Source organism: Sphaerotilus hippei, from assembly GCF_003201595.1.
GTDB lineage: Bacteria > Pseudomonadota > Gammaproteobacteria > Burkholderiales > Burkholderiaceae_C > Sphaerotilus > Sphaerotilus hippei.
In genome coordinates this window covers 61617-86338 of record NZ_QJJS01000009.1, presented here as the reverse complement: position 1 = coordinate 86338, position 24722 = coordinate 61617, and the positions used below count along the sequence as shown (strand labels likewise).

General features: G+C 71.0%; 20 protein-coding genes and 2 riboswitches. Of the genes, 7 read left to right on the top strand and 13 right to left on the bottom strand.

Annotation, left to right across the window (positions count from 1 at the left end; all coding sequences use genetic code 11):
* The 5 genes from C7444_RS20235 to C7444_RS11130 all read right to left on the bottom strand — a co-directional run.
* On the bottom strand, positions 1 to 1427 hold a 1427-nt coding region (locus C7444_RS20235), incomplete at its 3' end, for a HAMP domain-containing protein (RefSeq protein ID WP_375136929.1).
* 9 nt (positions 1428 to 1436) lie between these two features.
* The gene (locus tag C7444_RS11145) at positions 1437 to 3587 is read right to left on the bottom strand and encodes a chemotaxis protein CheA (protein ID WP_110400938.1); all 2151 of its coding nucleotides are present in this window, start codon (positions 3585 to 3587) and stop codon (positions 1437 to 1439) included.
* Between the two features lie 9 nt (positions 3588 to 3596).
* Entirely contained in the window at positions 3597 to 3893 is a 297-nt protein-coding gene (locus C7444_RS11140) for an STAS domain-containing protein (RefSeq protein WP_110400937.1), read from the bottom strand.
* Between the two features lie 51 nt (positions 3894 to 3944).
* Complete coding sequence (locus C7444_RS11135; protein ID WP_110400936.1) at positions 3945 to 4307, bottom strand: response regulator; 363 nt, start codon at positions 4305 to 4307, stop codon at positions 3945 to 3947.
* Between the two features lie 11 nt (positions 4308 to 4318).
* Positions 4319 to 5485, bottom strand: coding sequence for a methyl-accepting chemotaxis protein (locus tag C7444_RS11130; protein ID WP_170130711.1), 1167 nt, complete (start codon positions 5483 to 5485; stop codon positions 4319 to 4321).
* A 231-nt stretch (positions 5486 to 5716) separates the two neighbouring features.
* Here C7444_RS11130 and C7444_RS11125 point away from each other — a divergent pair, with 231 nt between their 5' ends.
* Together C7444_RS11125 and C7444_RS11120 are read left to right on the top strand one after the other, a co-directional pair.
* Positions 5717 to 7750: a methyl-accepting chemotaxis protein gene (locus tag C7444_RS11125; protein ID WP_110400934.1), complete on the top strand. Its 2034-nt coding sequence runs from the start codon at positions 5717 to 5719 to the stop codon at positions 7748 to 7750.
* Between the two features lie 98 nt (positions 7751 to 7848).
* Positions 7849 to 10182: a methyl-accepting chemotaxis protein gene (locus C7444_RS11120; RefSeq protein ID WP_245909515.1), complete on the top strand. Its 2334-nt coding sequence runs from the start codon at positions 7849 to 7851 to the stop codon at positions 10180 to 10182.
* Between the two features lie 9 nt (positions 10183 to 10191).
* Here the strand turns inward: C7444_RS11120 and phaZ are convergent, their stop codons facing one another.
* Positions 10192 to 11451: a polyhydroxyalkanoate depolymerase gene (gene phaZ, locus C7444_RS11115; RefSeq protein ID WP_110400933.1), complete on the bottom strand. Its 1260-nt coding sequence runs from the start codon at positions 11449 to 11451 to the stop codon at positions 10192 to 10194.
* Between the two features lie 109 nt (positions 11452 to 11560).
* Here phaZ and C7444_RS11110 point away from each other — a divergent pair, with 109 nt between their 5' ends.
* Positions 11561 to 12256, top strand: coding sequence for a glutathione S-transferase (locus C7444_RS11110; protein WP_110400932.1), 696 nt, complete (start codon positions 11561 to 11563; stop codon positions 12254 to 12256).
* Positions 12257 to 12284: 28 nt separating this feature from the next.
* Here C7444_RS11110 and ypfH read toward each other — a convergent pair whose 3' ends face one another.
* The 3 genes from ypfH to C7444_RS11095 form a co-directional block, all read right to left on the bottom strand.
* Positions 12285 to 12965: an esterase gene (gene ypfH, locus C7444_RS11105; protein ID WP_110400931.1), complete on the bottom strand. Its 681-nt coding sequence runs from the start codon at positions 12963 to 12965 to the stop codon at positions 12285 to 12287.
* Positions 12962 to 13363 (bottom strand): VOC family protein, encoded by a 402-nt coding sequence (locus tag C7444_RS11100; RefSeq protein WP_110400930.1) that lies wholly within the window; start codon positions 13361 to 13363, stop codon positions 12962 to 12964. The genes ypfH and C7444_RS11100 overlap by 4 nt, the downstream gene beginning before the upstream one ends.
* Before the next feature lie 103 nt (positions 13364 to 13466).
* Positions 13467 to 14561: a threonine aldolase family protein gene (locus C7444_RS11095; RefSeq protein WP_110400929.1), complete on the bottom strand. Its 1095-nt coding sequence runs from the start codon at positions 14559 to 14561 to the stop codon at positions 13467 to 13469.
* A gap of 169 nt (positions 14562 to 14730) precedes the next feature.
* Here C7444_RS11095 and C7444_RS11090 point away from each other — a divergent pair, with 169 nt between their 5' ends.
* The 3 genes from C7444_RS11090 to C7444_RS20230 are packed head-to-tail and all read left to right on the top strand — an operon-like array spanning position 14731 to position 16668.
* Positions 14731 to 15111, top strand: a complete 381-nt coding sequence (locus C7444_RS11090) for a COG4315 family predicted lipoprotein (protein WP_110400928.1) — start codon at positions 14731 to 14733, stop codon at positions 15109 to 15111.
* A gap of 41 nt (positions 15112 to 15152) precedes the next feature.
* The gene (locus C7444_RS11085) at positions 15153 to 15698 is read left to right on the top strand and encodes an RNA polymerase sigma factor (protein ID WP_110400927.1); all 546 of its coding nucleotides are present in this window, start codon (positions 15153 to 15155) and stop codon (positions 15696 to 15698) included.
* Position 15699: 1 nt separating this feature from the next.
* Positions 15700 to 16668 carry an anti-sigma factor family protein gene (locus C7444_RS20230; protein WP_170130709.1) on the top strand — a complete coding sequence of 323 codons (969 nt, stop codon included), beginning with the start codon at positions 15700 to 15702 and terminating at the stop codon, positions 16666 to 16668.
* A gap of 31 nt (positions 16669 to 16699) precedes the next feature.
* On the opposite strand, the gene C7444_RS11075 is transcribed toward C7444_RS20230, so the two are convergent.
* From C7444_RS11075 to gcvT, 4 genes are all read right to left on the bottom strand, one after another.
* Entirely contained in the window at positions 16700 to 17644 is a 945-nt protein-coding gene (locus C7444_RS11075; RefSeq protein WP_110400926.1) for an exopolyphosphatase, read from the bottom strand.
* A gap of 177 nt (positions 17645 to 17821) precedes the next feature.
* The gene (gene gcvP / locus C7444_RS11070; RefSeq protein ID WP_110400925.1) at positions 17822 to 20749 is read right to left on the bottom strand and encodes an aminomethyl-transferring glycine dehydrogenase; all 2928 of its coding nucleotides are present in this window, start codon (positions 20747 to 20749) and stop codon (positions 17822 to 17824) included.
* Between the two features lie 41 nt (positions 20750 to 20790).
* A complete protein-coding gene (gene gcvH, locus C7444_RS11065; RefSeq protein WP_110400924.1) occupies positions 20791 to 21165 on the bottom strand; it encodes a glycine cleavage system protein GcvH in 375 nt (124 codons plus the stop codon).
* Positions 21166 to 21254: 89 nt separating this feature from the next.
* On the bottom strand, positions 21255 to 22385 hold the full coding sequence (gene gcvT, locus C7444_RS11060; protein WP_110400923.1) for a glycine cleavage system aminomethyltransferase GcvT: 1131 nt from the start codon (positions 22383 to 22385) through the stop codon (positions 21255 to 21257).
* Between the two features lie 97 nt (positions 22386 to 22482).
* A riboswitch (glycine riboswitch) is annotated at positions 22483 to 22616 on the bottom strand.
* A gap of 11 nt (positions 22617 to 22627) precedes the next feature.
* Positions 22628 to 22735, bottom strand: a riboswitch (glycine riboswitch).
* Between the two features lie 160 nt (positions 22736 to 22895).
* On the opposite strand from gcvT, the gene gshA reads away from it, so the two are divergent.
* Entirely contained in the window at positions 22896 to 24491 is a 1596-nt protein-coding gene (gene gshA, locus C7444_RS11055) for a glutamate--cysteine ligase (protein ID WP_110400922.1), read from the top strand.
* The last annotated feature ends 231 nt before the right edge of the window (positions 24492 to 24722 follow it).

Below are 24722 nucleotides of genomic sequence, written 5' to 3'. Positions count from 1 at the left end.
GAGGCCATCTCCTGCAGCGAGGCGGTGGTCTCCTCGACGCTGGCGGCCTGCTCGGAGGCGGACTGCGACAGCGACTGCGAGGTCGACGAGACCTGGCTGGCCGCGGCCGTCAGCGCCTGCGCCGCACCCGTCACGTCGTTGAGCGTGCGGGCGAGCTTGGCCACCGAGCTGTTGACGGCGTTCTTGAGCTCGGCGAAGCTGCCCTGGTAGTCGCCGGTGATGACGTGGGTCAGGTCGCCGGCCTCCATCGAGCCGAGCACCGACTGCACCTCGCTGAGCGGGGTGACGATCGCGTCCAGCGTCGCGTTGAATCCTTCGATGATGCGGCGGAAGTCCCCGGCATGGCGGCCGGCCTCCGCCCGGGTGTCGAGCTGTCCGGCCAGCGCCGCCTCGGCCAGCATGTCGGCGTCCACGATCAGCGCCTTCAGGTTGCGGCGGACCTGCTCGATGGTCTCGTTGATGAACACCTTCTTGCCGGGAAAAGCTTCCAGCGGCGCGTCGAAGTCACCTTCGCCGAAGGCCTTCACGCAGGCCATGGCTTTCTTCTTGACGGCGATGTGGCCGTTGACCATGGCGTTGACTCCCAGCGCCATCGTGCGGAAGTCGCCGGCGAAACGCTCGGTGTCGATCATCACGTCGATGTCGCCCCGGTCGTGCTCGACCGACATGTGGTTCATCTCGGCGATCAGGCCCTTGAGGTTGCCGCGGACCTGCTCGATGGTGTTGTTGATGAACACCTTCTTGCCGGGCAGCGTGTCCAGCGTGGCGTCGAAGTTGCCCCGGCCGAACTCGCCGATCACGCCCATGGCCATCTTCTTGACCGCGATGTGCGAGCCGACCATGTCGTTGATGCCCTGCGCCATCAGGCGGAAGTCGCCCTGGAACTTCTGCGAGTCGATCTGCACGTCGATGTCGCCGCGCTCATGCTCGGAGGACATGCGGCTCATTTCGGCGATCAGGCCCTTGAGGTGGCGACGCACCTGCTCGATGGTGTCGTTGATGAAGGCCTTCTTGCCCGGCAGGGCCTCCAGCGGCGCGTCGAAGTCGCCTTCACCGAAGGCCTTGACCACCGCCATCGCCTTCTTCTTGACGGCGATGTGCGAGCCCACCATCTGGTTGACGTGCTGTGCCATGACCGCCAGCTCGCCGCCGTAGCGGCTCGCATCGACCGTCACGTCGATGTCGCCGCGATCGTGTTCGGCGTTCATGTGCGCGAGGTCCTTGCGCAGCATGACCATCTGGTCGAGCAGCTGGTTGACGGCCCGGCCGCTCGCGGCCAGCGAGGCGGGCAGGCCGCTCACGTCGGCGCGGCGGCTGAAGTCGCCGTGCGCGGCGGCCACGAGCACGCCGGTCAGGTGCTGCTGGACGTCCTGGTCGAAGAGCGCCTGCTCACGCCGGACCTGATTCTGGGTCTTGATCTGAAACATCACGGATCCTTAGTGGACAGGGCTGGAAGATGAATGGGGAAGGGCGGGCGCGGACATCCGGGCCCGGGACTGGCGCTTTTCCAGCGCGGCCACATCGAGGATCAGCGCGACCTCGCCGCTGCCCAGGATGGTCGAGCCGGCGATGCCCTCGAGCTGGCGGAAGATGTCGCCCAGCGGCTTGATGACGGTCTGGTATTCACCGTGCAGCCGGTCGACCAGCAGGCCCAGCCGCGTCGTCGCGGTGCGCACGATGATCAGGCTCTGGCGCGCCGGACGGGGGCCGGCGTGGCCGAAGCACAGGCGCAGGTCGATGTAGGGCACGACCTCGCCGCGCAGATCGAAGCAGCCGGTGACCGCCGGGGTGCTGCGGGCACATTCCTGCGGCATCTCGATGCACTCGGCGACGATCTCCAGCGGCAGCACGTAGCTCACGCCGCCCACGCTGGTGAGGAAGCCGTCGATGATCGCCAGCGTCAACGGCAGGCGGATCTGCATCGTCGCGCCACGACCGGGCTGGCTGGCGACCTTGATCTGGCCGCGCATCGATTCGACGTTGCGCTTGACCACGTCCATGCCGACGCCGCGTCCCGACAGGTTGGTCACCTGGGCCGCGGTCGAGAAGCCCGGCTGGAAGATCAGCAGGTAGACCTCCTCGTCGCTCAGCTCCTGCCCCTCGGGCACCAGCTGGCGCTCGACGGCCTTGGCCAGGATGCGATCCCGGTCCAGGCCGCGCCCGTCGTCGCTGACCTCGATGATGATCGAGCCCGACTCGTGGTAGGCGTGCAGCGCCAGCCGGCCCTGTTCGGACTTGCCCGCGGCCAGGCGCTCCTCGCGCGGCTCCAGGCCGTGGTCCATGCTGTTGCGCACCAGGTGCATCAGCGGGTCGGCGATGGTCTCGACCATCGACTTGTCGAGTTCGGTGTCGCCACCGGTGATCTGCAGGTCGACGTCCTTGTCGAGCTGCTGGCTCACGTCGCGAACCACCCGCTGGAAGCGAGAGAAGGTCTCGCCGATGGGCACCATGCGCAGGCCCAGTGCACCGTCGCGGGCTTCCTGCACCAGGTCGTGGATGCGCAGCGCGGCCTCGCTGAAACGGGGCGACTGCTCCTGCTGCGCGACCAGCTGCGCGCCGGAGCTGGCGATCACCAGCTCGCCGATCAGGTCGATCAGGTGGTCGAGCTTGTCGGCGCGCACGCGGATGAAACGGGTCTCGTCGCTGCCGCGCCGTTCGCGCGGTCCCTTGCGGCGTTCGGGCTCCTCGATGCGGCGATCGCGCTCCTCGGCGTTGCGGCGCTCGATGAAAGGGGCCTGCTGCGGGCCGGCCAGCACCTGCCAGTGCGCGAGCAGCGCCTCACGTTCTGCCTCGGTGGTGGCCCGCCGGTGGAGCAGGGCCTCGTGGTCGGCCGGCGACGCGTCCGGGGCGAGCACGACCAGGTCGCTGTCTTCCTGCAGGAACCAGAACACCTGCTCGATGTCGTCGCGGCTGGCGGTGCTGTCGAGCCGGATCTCGAAGCCGATGTAGCTGCCTTCGGGGTCGAGCTGCTCGAGGGACGGCACACGCTCGAGCAGCGTGCGCACGCCGCTGACGGTGCCCAGGCGGTCGAGGTAACGCACGAAGGACAGCGGATCGAGCGCGTTGCGCAGCGCGTCCTCGCCCAGGCGCAGCGAGATGTGCCAGGTGCCACCGGGCGCCGCGGCATCGGCCTCGGCCGCCGCGCCGCGCGGGGTGTCCGCGTCCGGACGGGCCGCCGCGGCGCCGCGGCGGGGCAGCGACCTCAGGCTCGCGCCGATGTCCAGGCTCAGCGTCGCGACCTCCGGATCGGGGTCGGGCTGGCCGATCTCGGCGAGCAGCCGCTCCATCTGGTCACGGCCCTGCAGCAGCAGGCCCATGAAGGATCCGTCGATCTGCAGCGCACCCTCGCGCAGGTCGTCCAGCGCGCTCTCGACCTCGTGGGTGAAGCTGACCACGGCGTCGAAGCCGAACAGTCCGGCCGTGCCCTTGATGGTGTGCGCGGCGCGGAAGGCGCAGTTGATCGCTTCCTGGTCCTGGGGGTCTTCCTCCATCGTCAGCAGCGATTCCTCGAACTGGCTCAGCATGTCGCGAGCCTCGTCCAGGAAGCCCGCCCGCGCGATGGCGAGGATCTCGTCGTCCGAATTCATCTCTTCTCCTCAGACGGCCGCATCGGCCAGCCAGTCGCTCAGGCCGTAGGTGGCGCAGACGCCACGGACCACCTCCGACGGGGCCTGCAGCTGCAGGCGGCGTCCCTGGTCACGGGCGGAACGGCAGCTCGCGGCCAGCAACTGCAGGCCGGCCGTGTCGAACTCGACCACGGCCGACAGGTCGATGCAGCCCAGCCCGGCCTCGATCGCCGCGCGCAGGCGCGGGTGCAGTTCGGCGGCCTGGCGGATCGTCACTTCGGCGTCCAGGTGCAGGCAGGCATTCGTGCCGGCTTCGGAAGGATTCATCTCGGACTCCAGGGCAGGGCGCAGGACGCGGGTCCTGCGCGGGTACGCCGATCAGGGGCAGAGGCGGGAGACCGCGTCGACCAGCTGCGAAGGCTGGAAGGGCTTGGTGATCCAGGCCCGCACGCCGGCCGCCTTGCCCTCGGCCTTCTTGGCCTCCTGGGACTCGGTGGTCAGCATGATGATGGGAGTGAACTTGTGCGGCCCGGCCTTGACGTGGCGAGCGAAGGTCAGGCCGTCCATGCGCGGCATGTTGACGTCGCACACGATCAGGTGGGGGCGGTTGCCGCCGAGCTTCTCGGCGGCGTCCTGGCCGTCCATCGCCTCGACCACGGTGTAGCCGGCCTTCTGCAGTGCCAGCTTGACCACGGTGCGGAAGCTGCTCGAATCGTCGATGACCATGATGGTCTTGCTCATTGCCTGTCCCTTCAGAAAAATTCCACGCCGGTATTGCGCTGGATGTCGACCGTGCCGTGATGGTGGGAGCGCTGCTCCTCCATCGTGTAGGTGCGCTCGAGGTCGTCGAGCCAGCGCGCCGCGTCGGCCTGACTGGCCTGGCCATTGCTGATGGCCCACTCCGTCAGACGCTGCATGTCGCGCTCGATGATGTCCATCATCTGGTTGAAGCGGTCCTGGTACTGGAAGCCCATGAACACCTGGTCCATGTCGCCGCTCAGTCGCACGCTCAGGTCGCGCAGTTCGCGCGAGGACTGCAGCGATTCCGCCAGGTCGTCGAGCAGCAGGCCGATCACCAGCCGGGCCTGCTGGCGCGCCGACAGCCTCAGCTCCTCGTCGCTGCCCGACTGCAGCGCGGCTTCGCGCTTGAGGCCGGCGATGCGGTCGTTGAGCCGCGACACGCCCGAGCCGATGCGCTGGCCGGCCGCGTCCGAGCGGGTCGCCAGCGTCTGCACTTCCTTGGCCACGGCCTGGAAGCCGTGGTCCTGCCGGCCGGCGCGGTGGGCCTCGATCGACGCGTTGAACGCGACGAGCTTGGTGTGGCTGGCGAGTTGGCGCACTTCCTTGGCGTGCTGCACCAGCTCGGCCAGGTCGTCGGTGAAGGCGACCAGCTGCTCATACATGCGCTGGCGCTGTGCCTCGGCCTCGCGCATCGGCCCCAGCAGCGCGCCGATGGCCTGTTCATGGCGCTTGAGCAGCTCGTCGGTCACGCCGGCGCCCAGGCTGCCCCGCGCGCCTTCGGCGTTGCGCGCCGCCTGCGAGAGACCGTCGCTGAGGCTGGAGAAGGAGCCGAGCAGCGCGGCCACGCCATCCTCGGCCTGCTTGCGCGAGGCCTGGATGTGGCGCTGCCAGACCGGAATCACCTGGCGCACCAGCAGCTGGCTGCCGTTCATCGTGTCGTCGGTGCCGGCCGGGCGGCGATCGCCGCCGGCGTGGCGCAGCACCACGCCTGCGGCCAGCAACGACGTCAGCAGGGGGGCGGCGATCTGCCATGCCCCGCCCAGCGTGGACAGCCACGCCCCGGCACCGCACAGGGCCGCCACGAGGACGGCGGTCAGCAGCGGCCGGGGCCCCGTGGGCGTGCTGCCGGGCACGGGCTCGGAGAGTCGTGTCATCGGGGCCGTGGCAGGTCGGGTCATGGAGCCTCTCTGAGGATGGTCCGGCCAGAGGGTCCCTGGTCGGCGGCGGTTCGTTTTTTGTCCATGGCTACTGTGCCGTGCTGTGGCCACGGGATGCCCTTGAAAACCCATGGGCTTGCCGGCCAGTTCCGCGCTTGCCGGTGCCAGGGTGTCCGGACAATCGCTTCGTCAGTGGTCAAGGTGCGCGCTTCACGTGCTGCCCTGGCGGCGATGATCTACCTTGGGAAGAGCATGAACTTCAGTGGCATCCTGCAGCGTTACGCCCGCGGCTCGTCGAGTACCGCAGACCGGCGGCCTCGCCTGATCGCGGGTCTGCACGAGTACTTCCGCTACCACGGCCTGCTCGCTCCCGGGGTGCGTCTGCTGCGCGCCCTGCCGTTCTCGTACAAGGCCGCGGTGGTCGCCGGGGCCTTCCTGCTGCCGCTGGTGCTGGTCTCGTCGCATTACGTCGACCTGACCCTGAACATGGTGCGCCACGAGGCCCGCTCGCGCATGGCCATGAACTACGTCGACCATGTCGACGCGCTGACCCGCGCGCTGCAGCAGGCACGGCTGCTGTCCTATTACCAGTCCCAGGGGGGGCAGCCGCCGGCCGACGTGAGCGCGGAACTTCCGGTCGGGGCGGTCGACGTGTCTGCACGCTGGGCGGCCCTGCGCGCGCACGACGCCGAGGTCCGCCGTGAACTGGGCAACATCGCGAGCTTCACGCCGCTGCAGTCCTGCATGGACGAGCTGTCGGCGGCGGACGCCGCCACCACCCTGCCGCTGTGGCGGCGCCAGAGCCTGTGCATCCTGAAGCTGCTGGCCCTGTCGCGCCAGGTGGTGCAGTCGTCACATGTGCAGCCCAGGGGCGACATGGCGATCGCCCACCTGCAGCTGGTGGTGCTCGACGAACTGCCGCATCTGAAAGAATCCCTGCTCGGCCTGCGGGGCATCAGCACGCTGGTCTGGGCCGGCCAGGGCGACGACTGGGCCTGGCTCAAGGCGGGTGAACGCTCCGCGCTGGCCGACGACACGCTGGACCGGCTGCGCACCCAGCTCGATGCCCAGCGTGGTCTGCATCCGGCGCTGGCACGTCTGCAGGCGCTGCCGCTGTGGGACCGCATCGAGGCGCTGCTGCGCAGCCCCGTCATGAGTGCCCAGGGCGAGGCCTCGGCCGAGGCGCGCCAGGCCTGGCGCCAGCAGGTCACGGCACTCGTGGGCGAGATCGAGCAGGCCGAGACGCTCGGCCAGCAGCTGCTGGCCGAGGCGATGGACGCTTCCGGGCGTCGCCTGGTCCAGGATGCCATCGTGCTGGCCAGCCTGGTGGCGCTGCTGGTCACGCTGGCGATCTACCTGCTGCTGGCCTTCTATCGGGTCATGAGCGGCGGGCTCGGTGCCTTGCAGGCCCAGGTGGCCCGCATGGCCAGCGGCGACCTGAGTGCCCGCCCGCAACCGTGGGGCCGCGACGAGGTGGCGCTGGCGATGTACTCGCTGGGCACCTCGCTGTCGCGCCTGGCCGACCTGTTCGCGGCGGTACGCCAGGGCGTGGCCGCGGTCTCGCACGCCTCGCGCGAGATCGCCAGCGGCAACCAGGACCTGACGCAGCGCACCGAACGTTCGGCCGACGCCATCAGCCAGGTGCTGCAGGGCGTGACCCGCTACACCGATCAGCTCGACGAATGTGGCCAGCAGATCGATCGTGCGGTGGAGGTGGTCGAGGCGATGCGTCTGGATGCCGCGCGCAGCCGCACCCGCATGGACAAGCTCGATGAGCGCATGCGCTCGCTCAAGGGCAAGAGCCACGAGATCGGCGAGATCGTCGAGCTGATCGACAACATCGCCTTCCGCACCAACATCCTGGCCTTGAACGCCTCGGTCGAGGCCGCCAAGGCGGGCGAGGCCGGACGGGGCTTCGCCGTCGTCGCCACCGAGGTGCGCAGCCTCGCGCAGCGCAGCGCCGAGTCGGCACGCCGCATCAGCGACATCATCGGCCGCTCGACCGACGACATCGCCCACGGCAGCGCGCTGACCGGCCTGGTGGTCGAGTCGCTGCAGTCCACCGATGCGCATGTGCAGCGCATCCACGAGACGATGCAGGAGATCGTCGCGCTGACCCGCGCGGGCCAGCAGAACTCCCAGAACATCCTGATCGAGATCCGGGGCCTCAGCGAGGTCACCCAGGAGAACACCAACCTGGTCGGCCAGATGGAGGCGGCCTCCCACGCGCTGAGCGAGCAGGGCGACCACCTGCGCGAGAAGGTGTCGACCTTCAAGCTGACCTGAACGGCCAGGAGGGCCCCGCGCGGCGCCGCTGGCGCTGCTCTCCGGATGGCGGAGCGGAGCAGGCGGGTGCCCATCCCCAGAACAACAACGGAGTGTGCATGTCTGTCTCTTTCCCGCAGGCCGGCCTCGCGCCGGCCCGATCCGCCGCCAGCCCTGCCCCGGTCGAAGGCCGTGGCGCCCACGGCATCGGGTCCTTCTTCCGCTACCACGGGCCCTGGGCCCCGGGGGTGCGGCTGTTCAGGGCGGTCGGCTTCCGCGCCAAGGCGACGGTGATCTCGGCCGTGTTCGCCGTGCCCATCGTGGTGCTGGCGACGCAGTACCTGGGCAGCATGTCCGACCAGATCGCCTTCTCCGCCAAGGAGCGCCTGGGCGTGCGCCATGCGCGCGCGATGCTGCCGCTGGCCGAGTCGCTGCTGCGCCAGCGTGCCGGCAGCGAGGCGCCGCAGGGGCGCATCCAGGCACAGCTCGATGAACTGGCCACCCTGCAGGCTGACGACGCGGCCATGCTGGGCACGGCCGACAGCCATCGACGCCTGGTCGAGGCCTGGCAGGCGGCCAGCCAGAAGCGCGGCGATGCCGCCTCCGCCGACGCCGTGCTGACCGCACTGGCCGAGCTGATGGTCGCGGTGGCCGATGGCTCCAACCTGACGCTCGACCCGGACATCGACAGCTACTACCTGATGGACACGGCGATGTTCCGGCTGCTGCCGATCGCCGATGCGGTGACCCGCATGCAGGCCGCCGCCCTGGGGCCGGTGAGCACGGGCAGCGCCCAGGCGGCCGAGCTGAGGGTCCTGGCCCGACATCACAGCCTGGCGATGGCCCACGCCGAAGCGGTGCTCGCCGATCTGCGCAAGGTCGTGGCCTACGACCGGGCGCTGGCGCCGGTGCTGGATCCGGTGATCGCCTCGACCACGCTGCGCGACTGGCTCGCCGGCCTGGACCGTTTCATCGACCAGCCCGCCATCGGCGATGCGGCGGCGTTCGCGGCCGGGGCGCAGCGCTCGGTCGACGAGCTGCTGGCCCTGCAGCGCACGGCGCTCGATCAGCTCGATCACCTGATCGAGCTGCGCGTCGACCGCCTCGAGCGGGCCCGTGACCTGACGATGGCGCTGATCGTGCTGTCGATCCTGGTGGCCGCCTACCTGTTCATCGCCTTCCGCAAGGTGCTCGAAGGCGGGCTGCGCGAGGTCACGCTGCACATCGAGGCGATGCGCGACGGTGACCTGACGACCTCACCCCGGGCCTGGGGCCGCGACGAGGTGGCCGGCCTGATGGGCTCGCTCACCCAGATGCAGGGCGCGCTGCGCCACATCGTCGGCCAGGTGCGCAGCGCCTCCGACGAGCTGGTGCACTCGAGCAGCGAGATCGCCACCGGCGCGATGGACCTGTCGGCCCGCACGGAGCAGTCCGCGGCCAACCTCGAGCAGTCGGCCGCGTCGATGGAGCAGATCGCCGCCACCGTGCGCAACACCGCGGTGCACACCCAGGAGGCGGCCGGCATGGCCCGGGTCAACGCCGAGTCGGCCGAGCGGGGCGGCGCCATCGTCGGCACGATGATGCAGACGATGAACGACATCCACCAGTCGTCGGTGCGGGTGGTGGACATCATCGGCGTGATCGACGGCATCGCCTTCCAGACCAACATCCTGGCGCTGAACGCGGCCGTCGAGGCGGCCCGGGCGGGCGAGTCCGGCCGCGGCTTCGCCGTCGTCGCCAGCGAGGTGCGCACGCTTGCGCAGCGTTCGGCCGATGCGGCCCGCGAGATCAAGAGCCTGATCACCGCCAGCCGCGAGAAGGTCGAGTCCGGCGCCGAGGTCGTGCGCGAGGCCGGCGAGATCATGCGCGAGATCGTCTGCAACGTGGAGCGGGTCAACGGCCTGCTGGCCCACATCGCCACCGGCACCCAGGAGCAGAGCCTGGGCGTGACCCAGGTCAGCGAGGCGGTGCACGAGATGGACCGGGTCACGCAGCAGAACGCCGCGCTGGTCGAGCAGACGGCGGCCGCGGCCACGTCGGTCAAGGACCAGGCGGCCCGCATGGCCGAGGAGGTCTCGCGCTTTCGCCTGCCGAGCGCCGACGGCTTCGACTTCGACGCGGCCATCGCGGCCCACCGGGCCTGGAAGGACAAGCTGCTGGAGGCGCTGCGCGAGCAGCGTCAGCTCGACGTCGACGTGATCTGCCGCGACGACCGCTGCGCGCTGGGTCAGTGGCTGCACGGGGCGGCCCGGCAGCGCTGGGGCCGTCAGCCGGGATTCTCCGCGCTGGTCGAGCAGCACCGCCAGTTCCACGAGTCCGTGGGCGAGATCGGGCGCCACATCAACCAGGGCGACGGCACCCGCGCGAGGCAGCTGCTCGGCCAGGACGGCCGCTTCAGCCGCGCCTCGACCGAGGTGGTGTCCTCGCTGATGGTCGCCCGCCGCGGCTGGTGAGGTCGGTGCTCAGGCCCGGCCGAACGTGGTCTGGGCCTGGTGCACCCGGTCGCGCACCATCGGGTAGATCTGGTGCTGCCAGCGCCGGCCGCTGAACACGCCGTAGTGGCCGGCCCCGGCCTGGACGTAGTGGTTCTTCAGCATCGGCTTGAGCCGGCTGCAGAGCTCGTGCGCGGCCACGGTCTGGCCGATGGAGCAGATGTCGTCGCGCTCTCCCTCGACGGTGAAGAGCACGGTGCGCCGGATTGCCTCCGGGCGCACCGGCCGGTCGCGCCAGGTCAGGGCGTTGCGGGCCAGGTCGTAGTCCTGGAAGACCTTGCGCACCGTCTCCAGGTAGAAGTCGGCCGGCAGGTCGGCGACGGCGAAATACTCCTCGTAGAACCGGCGTGTCGCGCCGGCGGCCTCGTGCTCGCCGTCCACCCGCAGGCGGGCCATCTGCCGGAACGAGTCGATGTGGCGCTGCAGGTTCATGTTCATGAACGCGGTCAGCTGCACGAAGCCGGGATAGACCCGCCGACCGCCACCGACGTGGCGCGGTGGCACGGTGGCGATCAGGTTCTTCTCGAACCAGCTCATCGGCTTGCTGGTGGCCAGCTGGTTGACCTCGGTCGGGCTGACCCGGCAGTCGACCGGGCCGGCCATCAGCGTCAGGCTGATCGGCGCGGCCTCGTCCTCGTCCTCGGCCATCAGCGCGGTGGCGGCCAGCGCGGCCACGCAGGGCTGGCAGATCGCCATCAGGTGCGATCCCGGCCCCATCGCCCGCAGGAACACCATCAGGTGCTCGATGTATTCGTCCATGCCGAAGCGGCCGTCCCGCAGCGACACGTCGCGTGCGTTGTGCCAGTCGGTGATGTAGACCTCGTGGTCGGCCAGCGCCACCCGCACCGTCTCACGCAGCAGCGTGGCGAAGTGGCCCGACATCGGTGCGGCGATCAGCAACCGGGGCTGGGCCTGCACGCCCGGCTTCGCGAAACGCAGCAGCGTCGCGAACGGGGTGCGCAGCACCACCTGCTCCTCGACCTCGACCTCACGCTCGACCGCGTGGCCGTCCCGGGTGGCAGGAATGCGCACCATCCTGATGCCGAAGTCGGGTCGGTGGTGCGTGAGCTCGCTCAGGCCGAGCACCTCGCAGGCAGCGGCCCACTGGCGCAGCCAGGGCGCCCGGGTCCACGGGTGCTCGCTGTCGAGCACCGAAGGGGCCACCAGCCTTGCCGCGGCGCGCCAGGGCTGGAGCAGGTCGTTGTGGGTCTGGTAGCTGTGATAGATCATGGTCGAGCCTGTTTCACGAGGCAGGACGCAACTTGCGCGCCAGCCTGAGCGGCCCTGGCATCCGGATTGCGTGCCCGCTGCGGATCGAGCCGTACCAGGAGACCCGTTCATGACCCGTGCCCCATCCCGGCGTGCCGCCACACCGCCGCCCGCTCCCGCCAGCCTGACGCTGAGCAGCCGGAATTACTCGTCCTGGTCCCTGCGCGGCTGGCTGCTGGTGCGTTTTGCCGGCCTGTCGGTCACCGAGGTGATGGTCGAACCCGACGACGGCGGGGCCCGGCGCGAACTGCTGCTGCTGGCGCCCTCGATCCGCGTGCCCTGCCTGCGCCACGAGGGCACCGAGGTCTGGGACACGCTGGCGATCGCCGAATACCTCAACGAGCTGGCGCCCGAGGCCGGGCTGCTGCCGGCCGACCGGGCCGCCCGGGCGCACTGCCGCGCCATCTGCGGCGAGATGCATTCGGGCTTCTCGAGCCTGCGCAGCGCGCTGCCGATGAACCTCAAGGGCGACTTCCCCGGCTTCAAGGTCTGGGCACGCGCGCAGGAGGACATCGACCGCGTGCTCGAGATCTGGACCGACTGCCTGCAGCGCCATGGCGGGCCCTGGCTGTTCGGTGCGCAGCGCAGCATGGCCGACGCGATGTACGCGCCGGTCGTCACCCGGCTGGCGACCTACCACGTGCCGGTCAGCGTGCCCTGCCGGCGCTACATGGACACGGTGCTGGCCATGCCCGAGCTGCAGGCCTGGATCGAAGCCGCCCGGCTCGAGCCCGAGGAGATCGAGGAACTCGACATGGAGTTCTGAGGGCGGGGTCCGGGCCCCGCCGCCCGGCTCAGTTGCCGGGGCTGGCCATCGCCGCCTGCCACAGGCGCAGCGGCACATGGTGGGTCAGGCGGTGCAGCGCACGATCGACCAGCGCGGCGTGCAGCTCGTGGCCGACGCCCTCGGCGAGGTCCAGCGTCGCATCGCCCGCGCTCAGGCCCGACAGGTGCTGCATCGCCGCGCGGCTGTGTGCCGCGTCGATGACCGGGTCGGCCGAGCCGTGGAACAGGTGGATGGTGGTCTCGGGCGGGGCCTGCTCGGGCAGGCGGGCATAACGGCCCGAGAAGGCCAGCACCCGTCCGGCCAGTGCCGGGTCGGCCTGCACCGCCTCCAGGGCCATGATCGCGCCCTGGGAAAAGCCGAACAGTGCCGTCGCGCGGGCTTCGACGCCCAGGCGGGCCTGTTCGGCCCGGATGCGGGCCAGCAGCGCCGGCAGGCTGCGGGCGACCCGTTCGACCCGCTGGTCCTCGTCGATGCCGCGCACCGAGAACCATTGATGGCCGGCCACCGGCCCGGCATCAAAAGGCTCGAAGCCGGCTGGCACCAGCACGGCGGCCTGCGGAAACTGCCGGCGCAGCACGTCGGCCAGCGGCCGCAGGTGCGCGGGCTGCGAGCCCACGCCGTGCAGCAGCACCATCAGTTGCAGGGGCTCGCCCTGTTCGGGGAGAAATTCGAGATCTTCTGGATTCATGGGGCCATTCCATCCTGGCTGATGCGTTCGTCTTCCGCCAACCACCACAGGTTGCCGAAGGGGTCGACCACCCGGGCCTGGCGGCCGGCGGGCGTGTCGCTCACCTCGGCGTCGAGCGTCGCACCGCCCAGCAGCGCACGTGCCATGGTCGCGTCGATGTTCTCGACGTCCAGGCAATAGGCCCCGCACATCGGCGAGAACTGCCGGCCGGCCTCGATGACCATCACCACGGTGTCTCCCAGGCGCACGCGGGCCTGCACGATCGAGCCGTCCTCGCGGCGCTCCTGGTCCTGCACCGAGCCCCCCAGCGCGTCGACCAGGAAGTCCAGCAGCAGCGGGGCGCCCAGGACCACGATGCAAGGGGTGAGCGCGTGCTCTCCGATCGGACGGAACATCATGTCGAGACCTCCGGGGGCTGTTGCGGTCAGGGACCGATTGTGACCGACGCGCCCAGTCTGGCCCGCGCGGCCAGCGACGACATTCCCCCCGAGGGGTGGGGTTTCACAGGTCGGCGCAGGCCACGCCGATGGCCGTGGCGAAGGCGTCGACCGATTCGGGCGTGGTGTCCCAGGCGCACATGAACCGGCAGCCTCCCCCGGCGATGAACTCGTAGAAGCGCCATCCCTGGGCATGCAGCCGCGTGACCGCCAGCGGGGGCAGGCGGGCGAACACTGCATTCGATTCGGGCGGATGCAGCACGCGCACGCCGGGCAGGTGCACGATCTGCCGGTGCAGCCGCTGGGCCATCGCGTTGGCGTGCGCCGCGTTGTGCAGCCAGGTGTCGTTCTCCAGCAGGCCCAGCCAGGGCGCGGAGATGAAGCGCATCTTCGAGGCGAGCTGGCCGGCCTGCTTGACGCGGTAGGCGAAGTCCTCGCTCAGCGTCCGGTCGAAGAACACCACCGCCTCGCCCACCGGCAGGCCGTTCTTGGTGCCGCCGAAACAGAGGACATCGACGCCGGCGCGCCAGGTGATGTCGCTCGGGTGGCAGCCCAGCGAGGCCACGGCGTTGGCAAAACGGGCACCGTCCATGTGCACCTTCAGATGGCGGCGCTTGGCGATCGCCGCGATCGCGCGCACCTCCTCCACGGTGTAGACCGTGCCCAGCTCGGTGGACTGGGTCAGGCTGACCACCTTGGGCTTGGGGTAGTGCACGTCGTTGCGCCGGGTCACCAGCGTCTCCACCGCGTCGGGGGTCAGCTTGCCCCGGCGCGCGGCTTCGCTGTCGGCCTCGGCCACCAGCAGCTTGGAGCCGTTGGAGAAGAATTCCGGCCCGCCGCACTCGTCGGTCTCGATGTGGGCCACCGAGGTGCAGATCACCGAGTGGTAGCTCTGGCACAGCGAGGCCAGCGCCAGCGAGTTCGCCGCCGTGCCGTTGAAGACGAAGTAGATGTCGCAGTCGGTCTGGAACAGCTCGCGCAGTTGGTCGGAGACCCGCTGCGTCCAGCGGTCGTCGCCATAGGCGGGCTCATGGCCGCTGGTCGAGGCGATCTGGAACCAGCGCGCCGCGTTGGCGCACATGCCGGCATAGTTGTCGCTCGCGAAGTGCTGGCGGGTGTGCAGGGACGGGTCAGGATGGAGGTCGTTCGACAGGCTCATGAGGGGGCACCTTCTGCGGCAGGGCCGGGCCATCAAGCAGGCCCGATGCCAGAGCGGGATTGTCGCCCGCGGTCCCGGCCTGCCCGACGGGGCGGCGCTGTTTTTGTCGGGATGGAATAAAACGGCGGGCCGCCGTGTTCACTCCCGGGTCAACCCATGGAGATCCATCATGCGAGCTGCTTCCTTCCTCCGCCTGGCCACCCTGACGGCGGCCCTGACCCTGGGCGCCTGCACGACCGTGCCGGCCGCGCCTCCGACTCTCGTCGCCAGCGGCCTGCTCAGCAACGCCGCCGGCATGACGCTCTACACCTTCGACCGTGACGGCGCCGGGCGCAGCGCCTGCAACGGCGACTGCGCGCAGAAGTGGCCGCCTCTGACGGCCGCGGCCGACGCGAAGCCGACGGGCGACTACAGCGTGGTGCTGCGCGACGACGGCTCGCGCCAGTGGGCCTACAAGGGCAAGCCGCTCTACACCTGGTTCAAGGACCAGAAGCCCGGCGACACCAGCGGGGATGGCGTCAACGGCGTGTGGCACGTCGCCCGCCCGTGAACGGCGGGTCCTGACGCGTCGCCGCCCGCCTCGTCGCCCCGATGTCCGTCGCCCCCGACCTGATCGAGCACCTGCCGCGCCTGCGGCGCTACGCCCGCGCGCTCGTCGGCGCGGGCGCGGCCGACGACCTCGTGCAGGACACGCTCGAGCGCGCCTGGGCGCGGCTGGACCAGTGGCGCTGCGGCGAGGGCGATGCGCACGAGCGGCTGCGAGCCTGGCTGTTCACGCTGATGCACCACCTGCATGCCAACCAGTGCCGCCAGCGCCACCCGCCCATGCAGGCCCTCGACGAGGACGGCGAGGGGCCGGCCGCCCAGGCGGTCAGCGGCGGGCAGCTGGAGTCGCTGGGTCGGCGTGACCTGCAGGTCGCGCTCGAGACCCTGCCGGTGGCCCAGCGTGAGGTGCTGCTGCTCGTCGGGCTGGAGGAGTTCAGTTATGCCGAGGCCGCCGAGGTGCTCGACGTGCCGATCGGCACGGTCATGTCGCGCCTGGCGCGGGCCCGCTCGGCGATGCGCCTGCGCCTGTCCGACGAGGTCGCGCCGGCCGCGGCCGCCCGGACGCCGGCCGGCTGGAAAGTGGTGAAGTGAGATGAACGCCGACGAACTGCATGCCTATGCGGATGGCCGCCTGGACGCCGCGCGCCGGATCGCCGTGCAGGCCTGGCTGGCGGCGCACCCGGAGTCGGCGCGGCAGGTGCAGGACTGGCAGGCGCAGAACCAGGCGCTGCACCAGGCCTTCGACGCCGTGCTCAACGAGCCGCTGCCGCTGCGCCTGATCGAGGCGGCCCGGGGGCGCTCGCCGGCTCAGGCCGCTCCCGATCCTGCCCCCGCGTCAGCGTCAGTGCGGCCGGTGGGGGCCGGCGGGGTGCTGGCGGCGGGCCGGGCGCGTGTCCGGGCGAGCCTGGGCGCCGTCCTCCGGGGCGTGCGGGCGCACGCGGCCGGGCCTGCGGAGCACGGTGCCGCGGGCGGCCGGGCCGGCGGGGGGCGTCCGGTCGGCGCCGCCTGGGTGGTGGCGGCCCTGCTGCTGGGCCTGCTGGGCGGCGGGTCGGGGGGCTATCTGGCGGGCCGGGCCGGAGCGCCCGCGGCGCTGGCCGGGCGCAACGGCCCGAGCCTGCCGCGTGACGCGGCGCTGGCGCATGCGGTCTACACCCCCGAGCAGCGCCATCCGGTCGAGGTCGACGGCCGGCAGGCCGAACATCTGGTGGCGTGGCTGTCCCGGCGCCTGGGCACCCGGCTGGCCGCACCGCAGCTGGCCCCGCTGGGCTACGAGCTGCTGGGCGGGCGGCTGCTGGCCGCCGGCAACGGACCGGTGGCGCAGTTCATGTACCAGGACGCCGGGGGCGCCCGGCTGACGCTCTACGTGCGCCAGGCGCCGGCCGGCGAGGCCGGGCCGGCTGCGGCCTTCCAGCATGCCCGCGAGGGTGACGTGGACGTCTTCTACTGGGTGGAGGCGGGTTTTGGCTACGCGCTGTCCGGCCGCGTCGACCGGTCGCGGCTGCAGGCCGTGGCGCAGGTGGTGCACCACCAGCTGGCGGACCGACGCACGATGGCGCCGTAGCGGCCCGGCGCCAGGCCGGGCCCGGGCGGCTTCAGCCGTCCGCGTTGATGCGGCGGATCAGCGTCTGCAGCACCTCGTCGGCGCGCTCGTTGTCGACCTGGCAGGTGCCGGCGGCCTGGTGGCCACCGCCGCCGAACTCCAGCATCAGCTGGCCGATGTCGGTGCGGCTGCTGCGGTCGAGGATGGACTTGCCGGTCGCGAACACCGTGTTCTGCTGCTTCAGGCCCCACAGGCGGTGGATCGAGATGTTGGCCTGCGGGAACAGCGCGTAGATCATGAAGCGGTTGGTGGCCCAGATGGTCTGCTCGCCGCGCAGGTCCAGCACGACCAGCCGGTCGTGCACGGTGCTGCAGCGCAGGATCTGCTCCCGGGCCCGCTCGGCATGGTCGACGTAGAGCTGCACCCGTTCCTGCACGTCGGGCAGGCCCAGGATGTCGCTGATCGTGTGGGTGCGGCAGAACTGGATCAGCTCCATCATCAGCGCGTAGTTGCTGATGCGGAAGTCACGGAAGCGGCCCAGCCCGGTACGGGCGTCCATCAGGTAGTTCAGCAGCACCCAGCCCCGCGGCTCGAGGATGTCCTCGCGGCTGTACTGGGCCGAGTCGGCCTGGTCGACCGCGGTCATCATCTGCGGGTCGACCATCGGGAAGGTCCTGGCGCCGCCGTAGTGGTCGTACACCACGCGGGCCGCCGACGGCGCGGCCGGGTCGATGATGTGGTTGGCGGCCCGTTCGCCACCGTGGCGCAGCGTCTCGGAGGCGTGGTGGTCGAAGGCCAGGTGCACGCCGGGCACGTAGGGCAGGTTGGTCGAGATGTCGCGCGAGCTGACCTCGATCTTGCCGTCCTGCATGTCCTTGGGGTGGACGAACGTGATGTCGTCGATCAGGCCCAGTTCGGTCAGCAGCACGGCACAGACGAGGCCGTCGAAGTCGCTGCGGGTGATCAGGCGATAGGGAGGGGGAGGGGATGTGCTCATCGACGCAAACTCCTGGAGGGCGGGTCTAGGGATCGTCCGCCGCGTCGTCGACGCAGGGACGGTGACGATGACTCTAGCCAGCAGGCCGGGGCGTCCAAGGGTGGATATCCACGCCGGGAACGTCCCAGTTTTGCATTTCAGGCGTTCACGTGCCGGGGCAACCCGCCCCGGCCGTCTTCAGCTCGCGGCGTAGTCGCCCACCGGCACGCAGCTGCAGAACAGGTTGCGGTCACCGTAGACGTTGTCCACGCGGCCCACCGGGGCCCAGTACTTGCCCTGGCGCAGGCTGGCCACCGGGTAGGCGGCGGTCTCGCGCGGGTAGGCATGGGCCCAGTCGCTGGCCAGCAGGCTCTCGGCGGTGTGCGGCGCGTGCCGCAGCGGGTTGTCCTCGCGCGGCCAGGTGCCGGCCTCGACCTGCCGGATCTCGTCGCGGATGGCGATCATCGCGTCGCAGAAGCGGTCGAGCTCGGCCAGCGGCTCGCTCTCGGTGGGCTCGACCATCAGCGTGCCGGCGACCGGGAAGCTCAGCGTCGGGGCGTGGAAGCCGTAGTCGATCAGGCGCTTGGCCACGTCCTCGGCCCCGATGCCCGAGCTGTCCTTGAGCGGGCGCAGGTCGAGGATGCACTCGTGCGCGACGCCTCCCCCCTTGACGCCGTCCAGGCCGCTGCTGAAGTGGATGTCGTAGTGGTCGGCCAGGCGGGCGGCGACGTAGTTGGCGCTCAGGATCGCCGTCTCGGTGGCGGCGGTCAGGCCTTCGGCACCCATCATGCGGATGTACATCCAGCTGATCGGCAGCACCGCCGCGTTGCCCAGCGGCGCGGCCGACACCGCGCCGACCCCGCCGTCACGGTGTTCGCCGGCGGTGGCGTGGCCGGGCAGGAAGGGCACCAGGTCCTCGACGACGCAGACCGGGCCGACGCCCGGGCCGCCACCGCCGTGCGGGATGCAGAAGGTCTTGTGCAGGTTCAGGTGCGACACGTCGCCGCCGAACTCGCCCGGCGCGGCCAGGCCGACCAGCGCGTTCATGTTGGCGCCGTCGACGTAGACCCGGCCGCCATGCGCATGCACGATCTCGCACAGCTCGCGCACCCGCGGCTCGAACACGCCGTAGGTCGACGGGTAGGTGATCATGATCGCGGCCAGGTCGGCGGCGTGCCTGGCGCACTTGGCGCGCAGGTCGTCGAGGTCGACGCTGCCGTTGGGATCGCACTTGACCACCACCACCTGCATGCCGGCCATCTGCGCCGACGCCGGGTTGGTGCCGTGCGCGCTCTCGGGGATCAGGCAAATGTGCCGGTGGGCGTCACCGCGCGAGGCGTGCCAGCCCATGATGGCCAGCAGGCCGGCGTACTCGCCCTGCGAGCCGGCGTTGGGCTGCAGGCTGATGCCGGCGTAACCGGTGGCCTGGGCGAGCCAGCCGGTGAGCTGCGCGTTCAGCTCGGCGTAGCCGGCGAGCTGCCCGGCCGGCGCCAGCGGGTGCACGTTGGCGAATTCGGGCCAGGTGATCGGGATCATCTCCGACGTGGCGTTGAGCTTCATCGTGCACGAGCCCAGCGGGATCATGCTGCGGTCCAGCGCCAGGTCCTTGTCCGACAGCGCGCGGATGTAGCGCAGCATCTCGGTCTCGGCGTGGTGGCTGTTGAAGACCGGATGGCTCAGGTAGGCGCTGCCGCGCAGCAGGGCGGCCGGCAGCATCGGCGTGGTGCGGTCGGCGTGTTCGGCCACCGTCGGCGGCGTGGCGCCGCGCGAGAAGATCGCCCACAGCGCGTCGAGGTCGGCGCGGGTGCTGGTCTCGTCCAGGCTGATGGTGATCGTGTCGGCGCTGGCGGCCCGCAGGTTGCGGCCGGCGGCGACGGCGGCGGCCATCAGCGCGTCACGCTGCTCGCCGACCTCGAGGTGCAGCGTGTCGAAGGCGGTGTCGTGCAGCAGGCGCCAGCCCAGCGACTTCAGGCCCGCGGCCAGGATCGCGGTCAGCACCGCCACCCGCTGCGCGATGCGCTGCAGGCCGGCCGGGCCGTGGTAGACCGCGTACATGCTGGCGACCACCGCCGGCAGCACCTGCGCGGTGCAGATGTTGGAGGTGGCCTTCTCGCGGCGGATGTGCTGCTCGCGGGTCTGCAGCGCCAGGCGGTAAGCCTTGCGGCCGTGGCTGTCGATGCTGACGCCGACCAGCCGGCCGGGCATCGAGCGCTTGAACTCGTCCCGGGTGGCCAGGTAGGCCGCGTGCGGGCCGCCGGCTCCCATGGGCATGCCGAAGCGCTGGGTCGTGCCCAGGGCGATGTCCGCCCCCAGCTCGCCCGGGGGCACCAGCAGCGTCAGCGCCAGCAGGTCGGCGGCGACCAGCGCCAGGCCGCCCGCGGCGTGCACGGCCTCGATGATCGGGCGCAGGTCACGGACCTGGCCGTTCACGCCCGGGTACTGCAGCAGCACGCCGAAGGCGGGCTCGGCGGCCAGCGAGGCGGTGATCTCGGTGGCATGCACCTGGTCGACGTGGATGCCCAGCGGCCTGGCGCGGGTGCGGATGACCTCCAGCGACTGCGGCAGCACGTCGTGCGCGACGACGAAGCGCGTGGCCTTGCTCTTGCCGACGCGGGCGGCCAGCGTCATCGCCTCGGCGGCGGCGGTGGCCTCGTCGAGCATCGAGGCGTTGGCGATCGCCATGCCCGTCAGGTCGGTGACCATGGTCTGGAAGTTGACCAGCGCCTCCATGCGGCCCTGGCTGATCTCGGCCTGGTAGGGCGTGTAGGCGGTGTACCAGGCCGGGTTCTCGAGGATGTTGCGCAGGATGACGCCGGGCGTGAGGGTGCCGAAGTAGCCGCAGCCGATGTGGCTGGTCAGCACCTGGTTCTTCGCGGCCAGCGCCTTCAGTTCGGCCAGGGCCCGGGCCTCGCTCAGCGGGGCGGGCAGGTCCATCGGCGTGCCGCGCGCGATCGAGCGGGGCACGATCGCGTCGATCAGCGCACGGCGGCTGGCCGGGCCGATCACCCCCAGCATGTGTCGCTCGTCGAGCGCGTCCGGGCCGATGTGCCGGCTGGTGAATTCGGTGGCGTTCTCGAGTTGCGCCAGCGAAGGCAGCACGGCAGAGGTGGGCAGGGAGGCGGTCATGGCGGGCAGGCAGAGGGAGGGGATCGGGCCGGTCGGGCCGTTTACAGCGTCTTCAGCAGGGCGTCGTAGCCCGTCGAGTCGAGCAGCTCGTCCAGCTCGGCCGGTGCGCTCGGCTTGACCTTGAAGAACCAGCCCGCGCCCAGCGGGTCGCTGTTGGCCAGCGACGGGTCGTCGCGCAGCGCCTCGTTGACCTCGAGGATCTCGCCGCTGATCGGGGCGTAGACGTCGGCGGCGGCCTTGACGGACTCGACCACGCCGGCGACATCGCCCTTGGCGAACTGGCTGCCGACCGCAGGCAGGTCGACGAACACGACGTCACCCAGCGCGTCCTGGGCGTGCACGGTGATGCCGACCACGACCGAGGCGGCGTCGGCGATGTTGATCCATTCGTGGTCGGCGGTGAACTTGATGCTCATGGGATAAGGCTCCGGAAATGAAGATTGCTCTGCAGCGAGCAGGGGGGTGCGGCTCAGGCCGTCTGGACGCCGGCCTGCCAGGGCGACGTTCAGCCCCTGAAGTATCGGTGCGCGGCGAAGGGCAGGGGGGCGACCTTCATCGGCACCCGCTTGCCACGCACCTGTGCCCACACCTCGCCACCGGCGATCGCGTGGTCGATCTGCAGGTAGCCCATGGCGATGGGCAGGCCGACGGTGGGGCCGACCGTGCCGCTGGTGACCTGGCCGATGACGTGGCCGTGGCCGTCGACCAGCTCGGCGCCCTCGCGCACCGGCGTGCGCTCCAGGCCGACCAGCCCGACGCGCTTGCTCGGCGCCCCGCGCGTGAGCTGGGCGCCGATGGCGTCGGCCCCGGGGTAGTGGCCCGCGCGGGCGCCGTCGGGGCGGCGGACCTTCTGGATCGCCCAGGTCAGGCCGGCCTCGACCGGCGTGGTGGTCTCGCCGATGTCGTGGCCGTACAGGCACAGGCCGGCTTCCAGGCGCAGCGTGTCCCGCGCGCCGAGGCCGGCGGCCTCGACCTCGGGCTGCGCCAGCAGCGCCCGCGCCAGCGAGGTCGCGTGCTCGGCGGGCACCGAGATCTCGAAACCGTCCTCGCCGGTGTAGCCCGAGCGGGTGATGAAGCAGTCGGCATGGGCCAGGCCGAAGTGGCCGCCGCTCATGAAGCCCAGCCGGGCCACGCCCGGGTTCAGGCGGGCCAGTGCCTCGACCGCCAGCGGCCCCTGCAGCGCCAGCAGCGCCCGGTCGGGCAGCGGCACGACCTGGCAGCGGTGGCCGATGTGGGTGATCAGGTGCTGCAGGTCGGCGGCCTTGCAGGCGGCGTTGACGACGAGGAACAGGTCGTCCTCGCGGCGGGTGACCATCAGGTCGTCGCGCAGGCCGCCGGCGGCGTTGGTGAAGAACGCGTAGCGCTGCTTCATCACCGGCAGGTCGACGATGTCCTGCGGCACCAGGGTCTCGAGCGCGGCGGCGGCGTCAGCGCCGACCAGGCGGACCTGGCCCATGTGCGAGACGTCGAACAGCGCGGCCGAGGCGCGGCACTGGCGGTGCTCCGTCATGATGCCGGTGGGGTACTGCACCGGCATGGCGTAGCCGGCGAAGGGCACCATCTTGGCGTTGAGCTCGAGGTGCAGCGCGTGCAGCGGCGTGTGCAGCAGCGGCGTGTCGGTGGGGGCAGCGGACATGGCGGAAACTCCGAAGGCGACGATGCCGAGGCCTGTGCCTCGACACCCGGGACCACCGTCTCCGGTGGTTCGGCACATCACCGGCTGACCGGTGACGGGGGCCCTCGCTGTCCGCTTTACCTGAGAGATTGACAGCCGACCGGTTGAGCCGGTGCAGCCGCTTGCCCCTTCGGTGGGTGGTCTCGACGTCCCGTGGGCCGTGCGATGCCACCTCTCTCCAGTGAGGTGACACCTGCTTGTGCAGGTGCTTGCCAGTCCTTTTGCCTGAGCGTTCGGGGCGGTGATCGATGCCGCAGCCCCTGCGCCTTCGGCGGCCGGCTCGGGGCTCGGCTCTCTCCTGGCAGCTGCCAGTTTAACCCGTCATGGGCGCGGTGCACGAGACCCCCTGCTCGGGGCCTTGTCATGGTCGCATGTGAATGTCGCGCGACTCGCGCATACTGCGCCGCCTGCGTGGCGTTCGGCGCATGCAACTGAAATCATCGAAACACAAGACAAAGACGAGGAGTGCCCTTGGACGATCTGTTGGCCCGCCGCCTGCGGCATCTGTCGGACCCGTCGCGCTCGGGGCTGCTGTCGCAGTCCCTGCGCGGCATCGAGCGTGAGGCCCTGCGCGTGGATCGCGCGGGCCAGCTGGCCATGACCGGTCACCCGGTCCGCCTGGGCTCGGCGCTGACCCACCCGCAGATCACGACCGATTATTCCGAGTCGCTGATGGAGTTCATCACCCCGGCCGAGCCGGCGGTGGAGACGGTGCTGCAGTCGCTCGACACGATCCACCGCCACGTGGCCCGCGAGCTCGGCGACGGCGAGCGCCTGTGGAGCCAGTCCATGCCGTCGGCGCTGCCGGCCGAGGACGAGATCCCGATCGCCCGCTACGGCAGCTCCCACATCGGCATGCTCAAGCATGTCTACCGCCGCGGGCTGGCGCTGCGCTACGGCCGGCGCATGCAGTGCATCGCCGGCGTGCACTACAACTATTCGGTCGCCCCCGGCCTGTGGGCCCTGCTGGACGAGGCACCCGCCGCCGCCGATCCGCGCGCCGCGCTCGAGCGCCAGTCCGACGGCTACCTGGCGCTGATCCGCAACTTCCACCGCTACAACTGGCTGCTGATGCTGCTGTTCGGGGCCTCGCCGGCGCTGTCGGCGGCCTTCCTCGAGGGCCGCGAGCACACGCTGCAGCCGCTGTCGCCCGACACGCTCTACCTGCCCCACGCCACCAGCCTGCGCATGAGCGACCTGGGCTACCAGAACGATGCCCAGTCGCGGCTGCGCCCGCCCTGCAATTCGCTGGAGCGTTACCTGGCCAGCCTCGCCCACGCGGTGCGCGAGCCCCATCCGGCCTACGAGCGCCTGGGCACGCACCGCGACGGCGAGTGGGTGCAGATGAACACGCACGTGTTGCAGATCGAGAACGAGTACTACGCCACCATCCGCCCCAAGCGGGTGACCGAGCGGGGCGAGCGCCCGATCGAGGCGCTGTTCGAGCGTGGCATCCAGTACGTCGAGGTGCGCTGCCTGGACATCGACCCCTTCGTGCCGCTGGGCATCGGCGCGGACTGCGCCCGGGTGGTCGAGGTCTTCCTGCTGTGGTGCGCGCTGCAGGACAGCCCGCCCTGCAACGACCTGTCGCTGCGCCAGCAGCAGGCCAACTTCGCGGCGACCGTGCGCGAGGGGCGCCGGCCCGGCCTGCGCCTGCTGCGCGGCGACGGCGACGTGGCCCTGGTCGACTGGGCGCAGGCACTGGTCGAGCAGATGGCGCCGGTGGCCGAGCTGCTCGATGCCGGCACCGGCGACGGGGCCCACGCCGCGGCGCTGCAGCGCCAGCAGGCGGTGCTGCGTGACCTCGACCTGAGCCCGTCGGCCCGGGTGCTCGACGCGGTGCGGGCAGCCGGGGGCTCGTTCCACGGCTGGTCGCTGCAGCAGGCCGAGCGCCACACGCAGGCCCTGCTGGCCCGCCCGCTCGATGCCACGCAGCAGGCCGGGTTCGCCGAACTGGCGCGCCGCTCGATCGAGGAGCAGCAGGCGATCGAGCGCAGCGACGTGGGCAGCTTCGACGCCTTCGTCCAGGCCTACAACACCCGCATCCCGGCCGCGCTGCTGGCCTGAGCGGGCGTCGCGGCAAGGCCGGGCTCCGGCGCCCGTGGCGGGTGCCCGCTCCGTCGTGATGGGGCGCCGGGCCGGCGCGTACCTGCCCGGCGGATCTGTGGCGAGGCTGAAACAAGCGGCAACTGCTGAAACAGGCAAATGTCGCAAAATCGGTGGCAATTGCCGATTCGGGCGCGGATCAACCCTGCTCCGCCCTTAAGCTCGGCCCCGGCTGAATGCGGATCAGGGAAA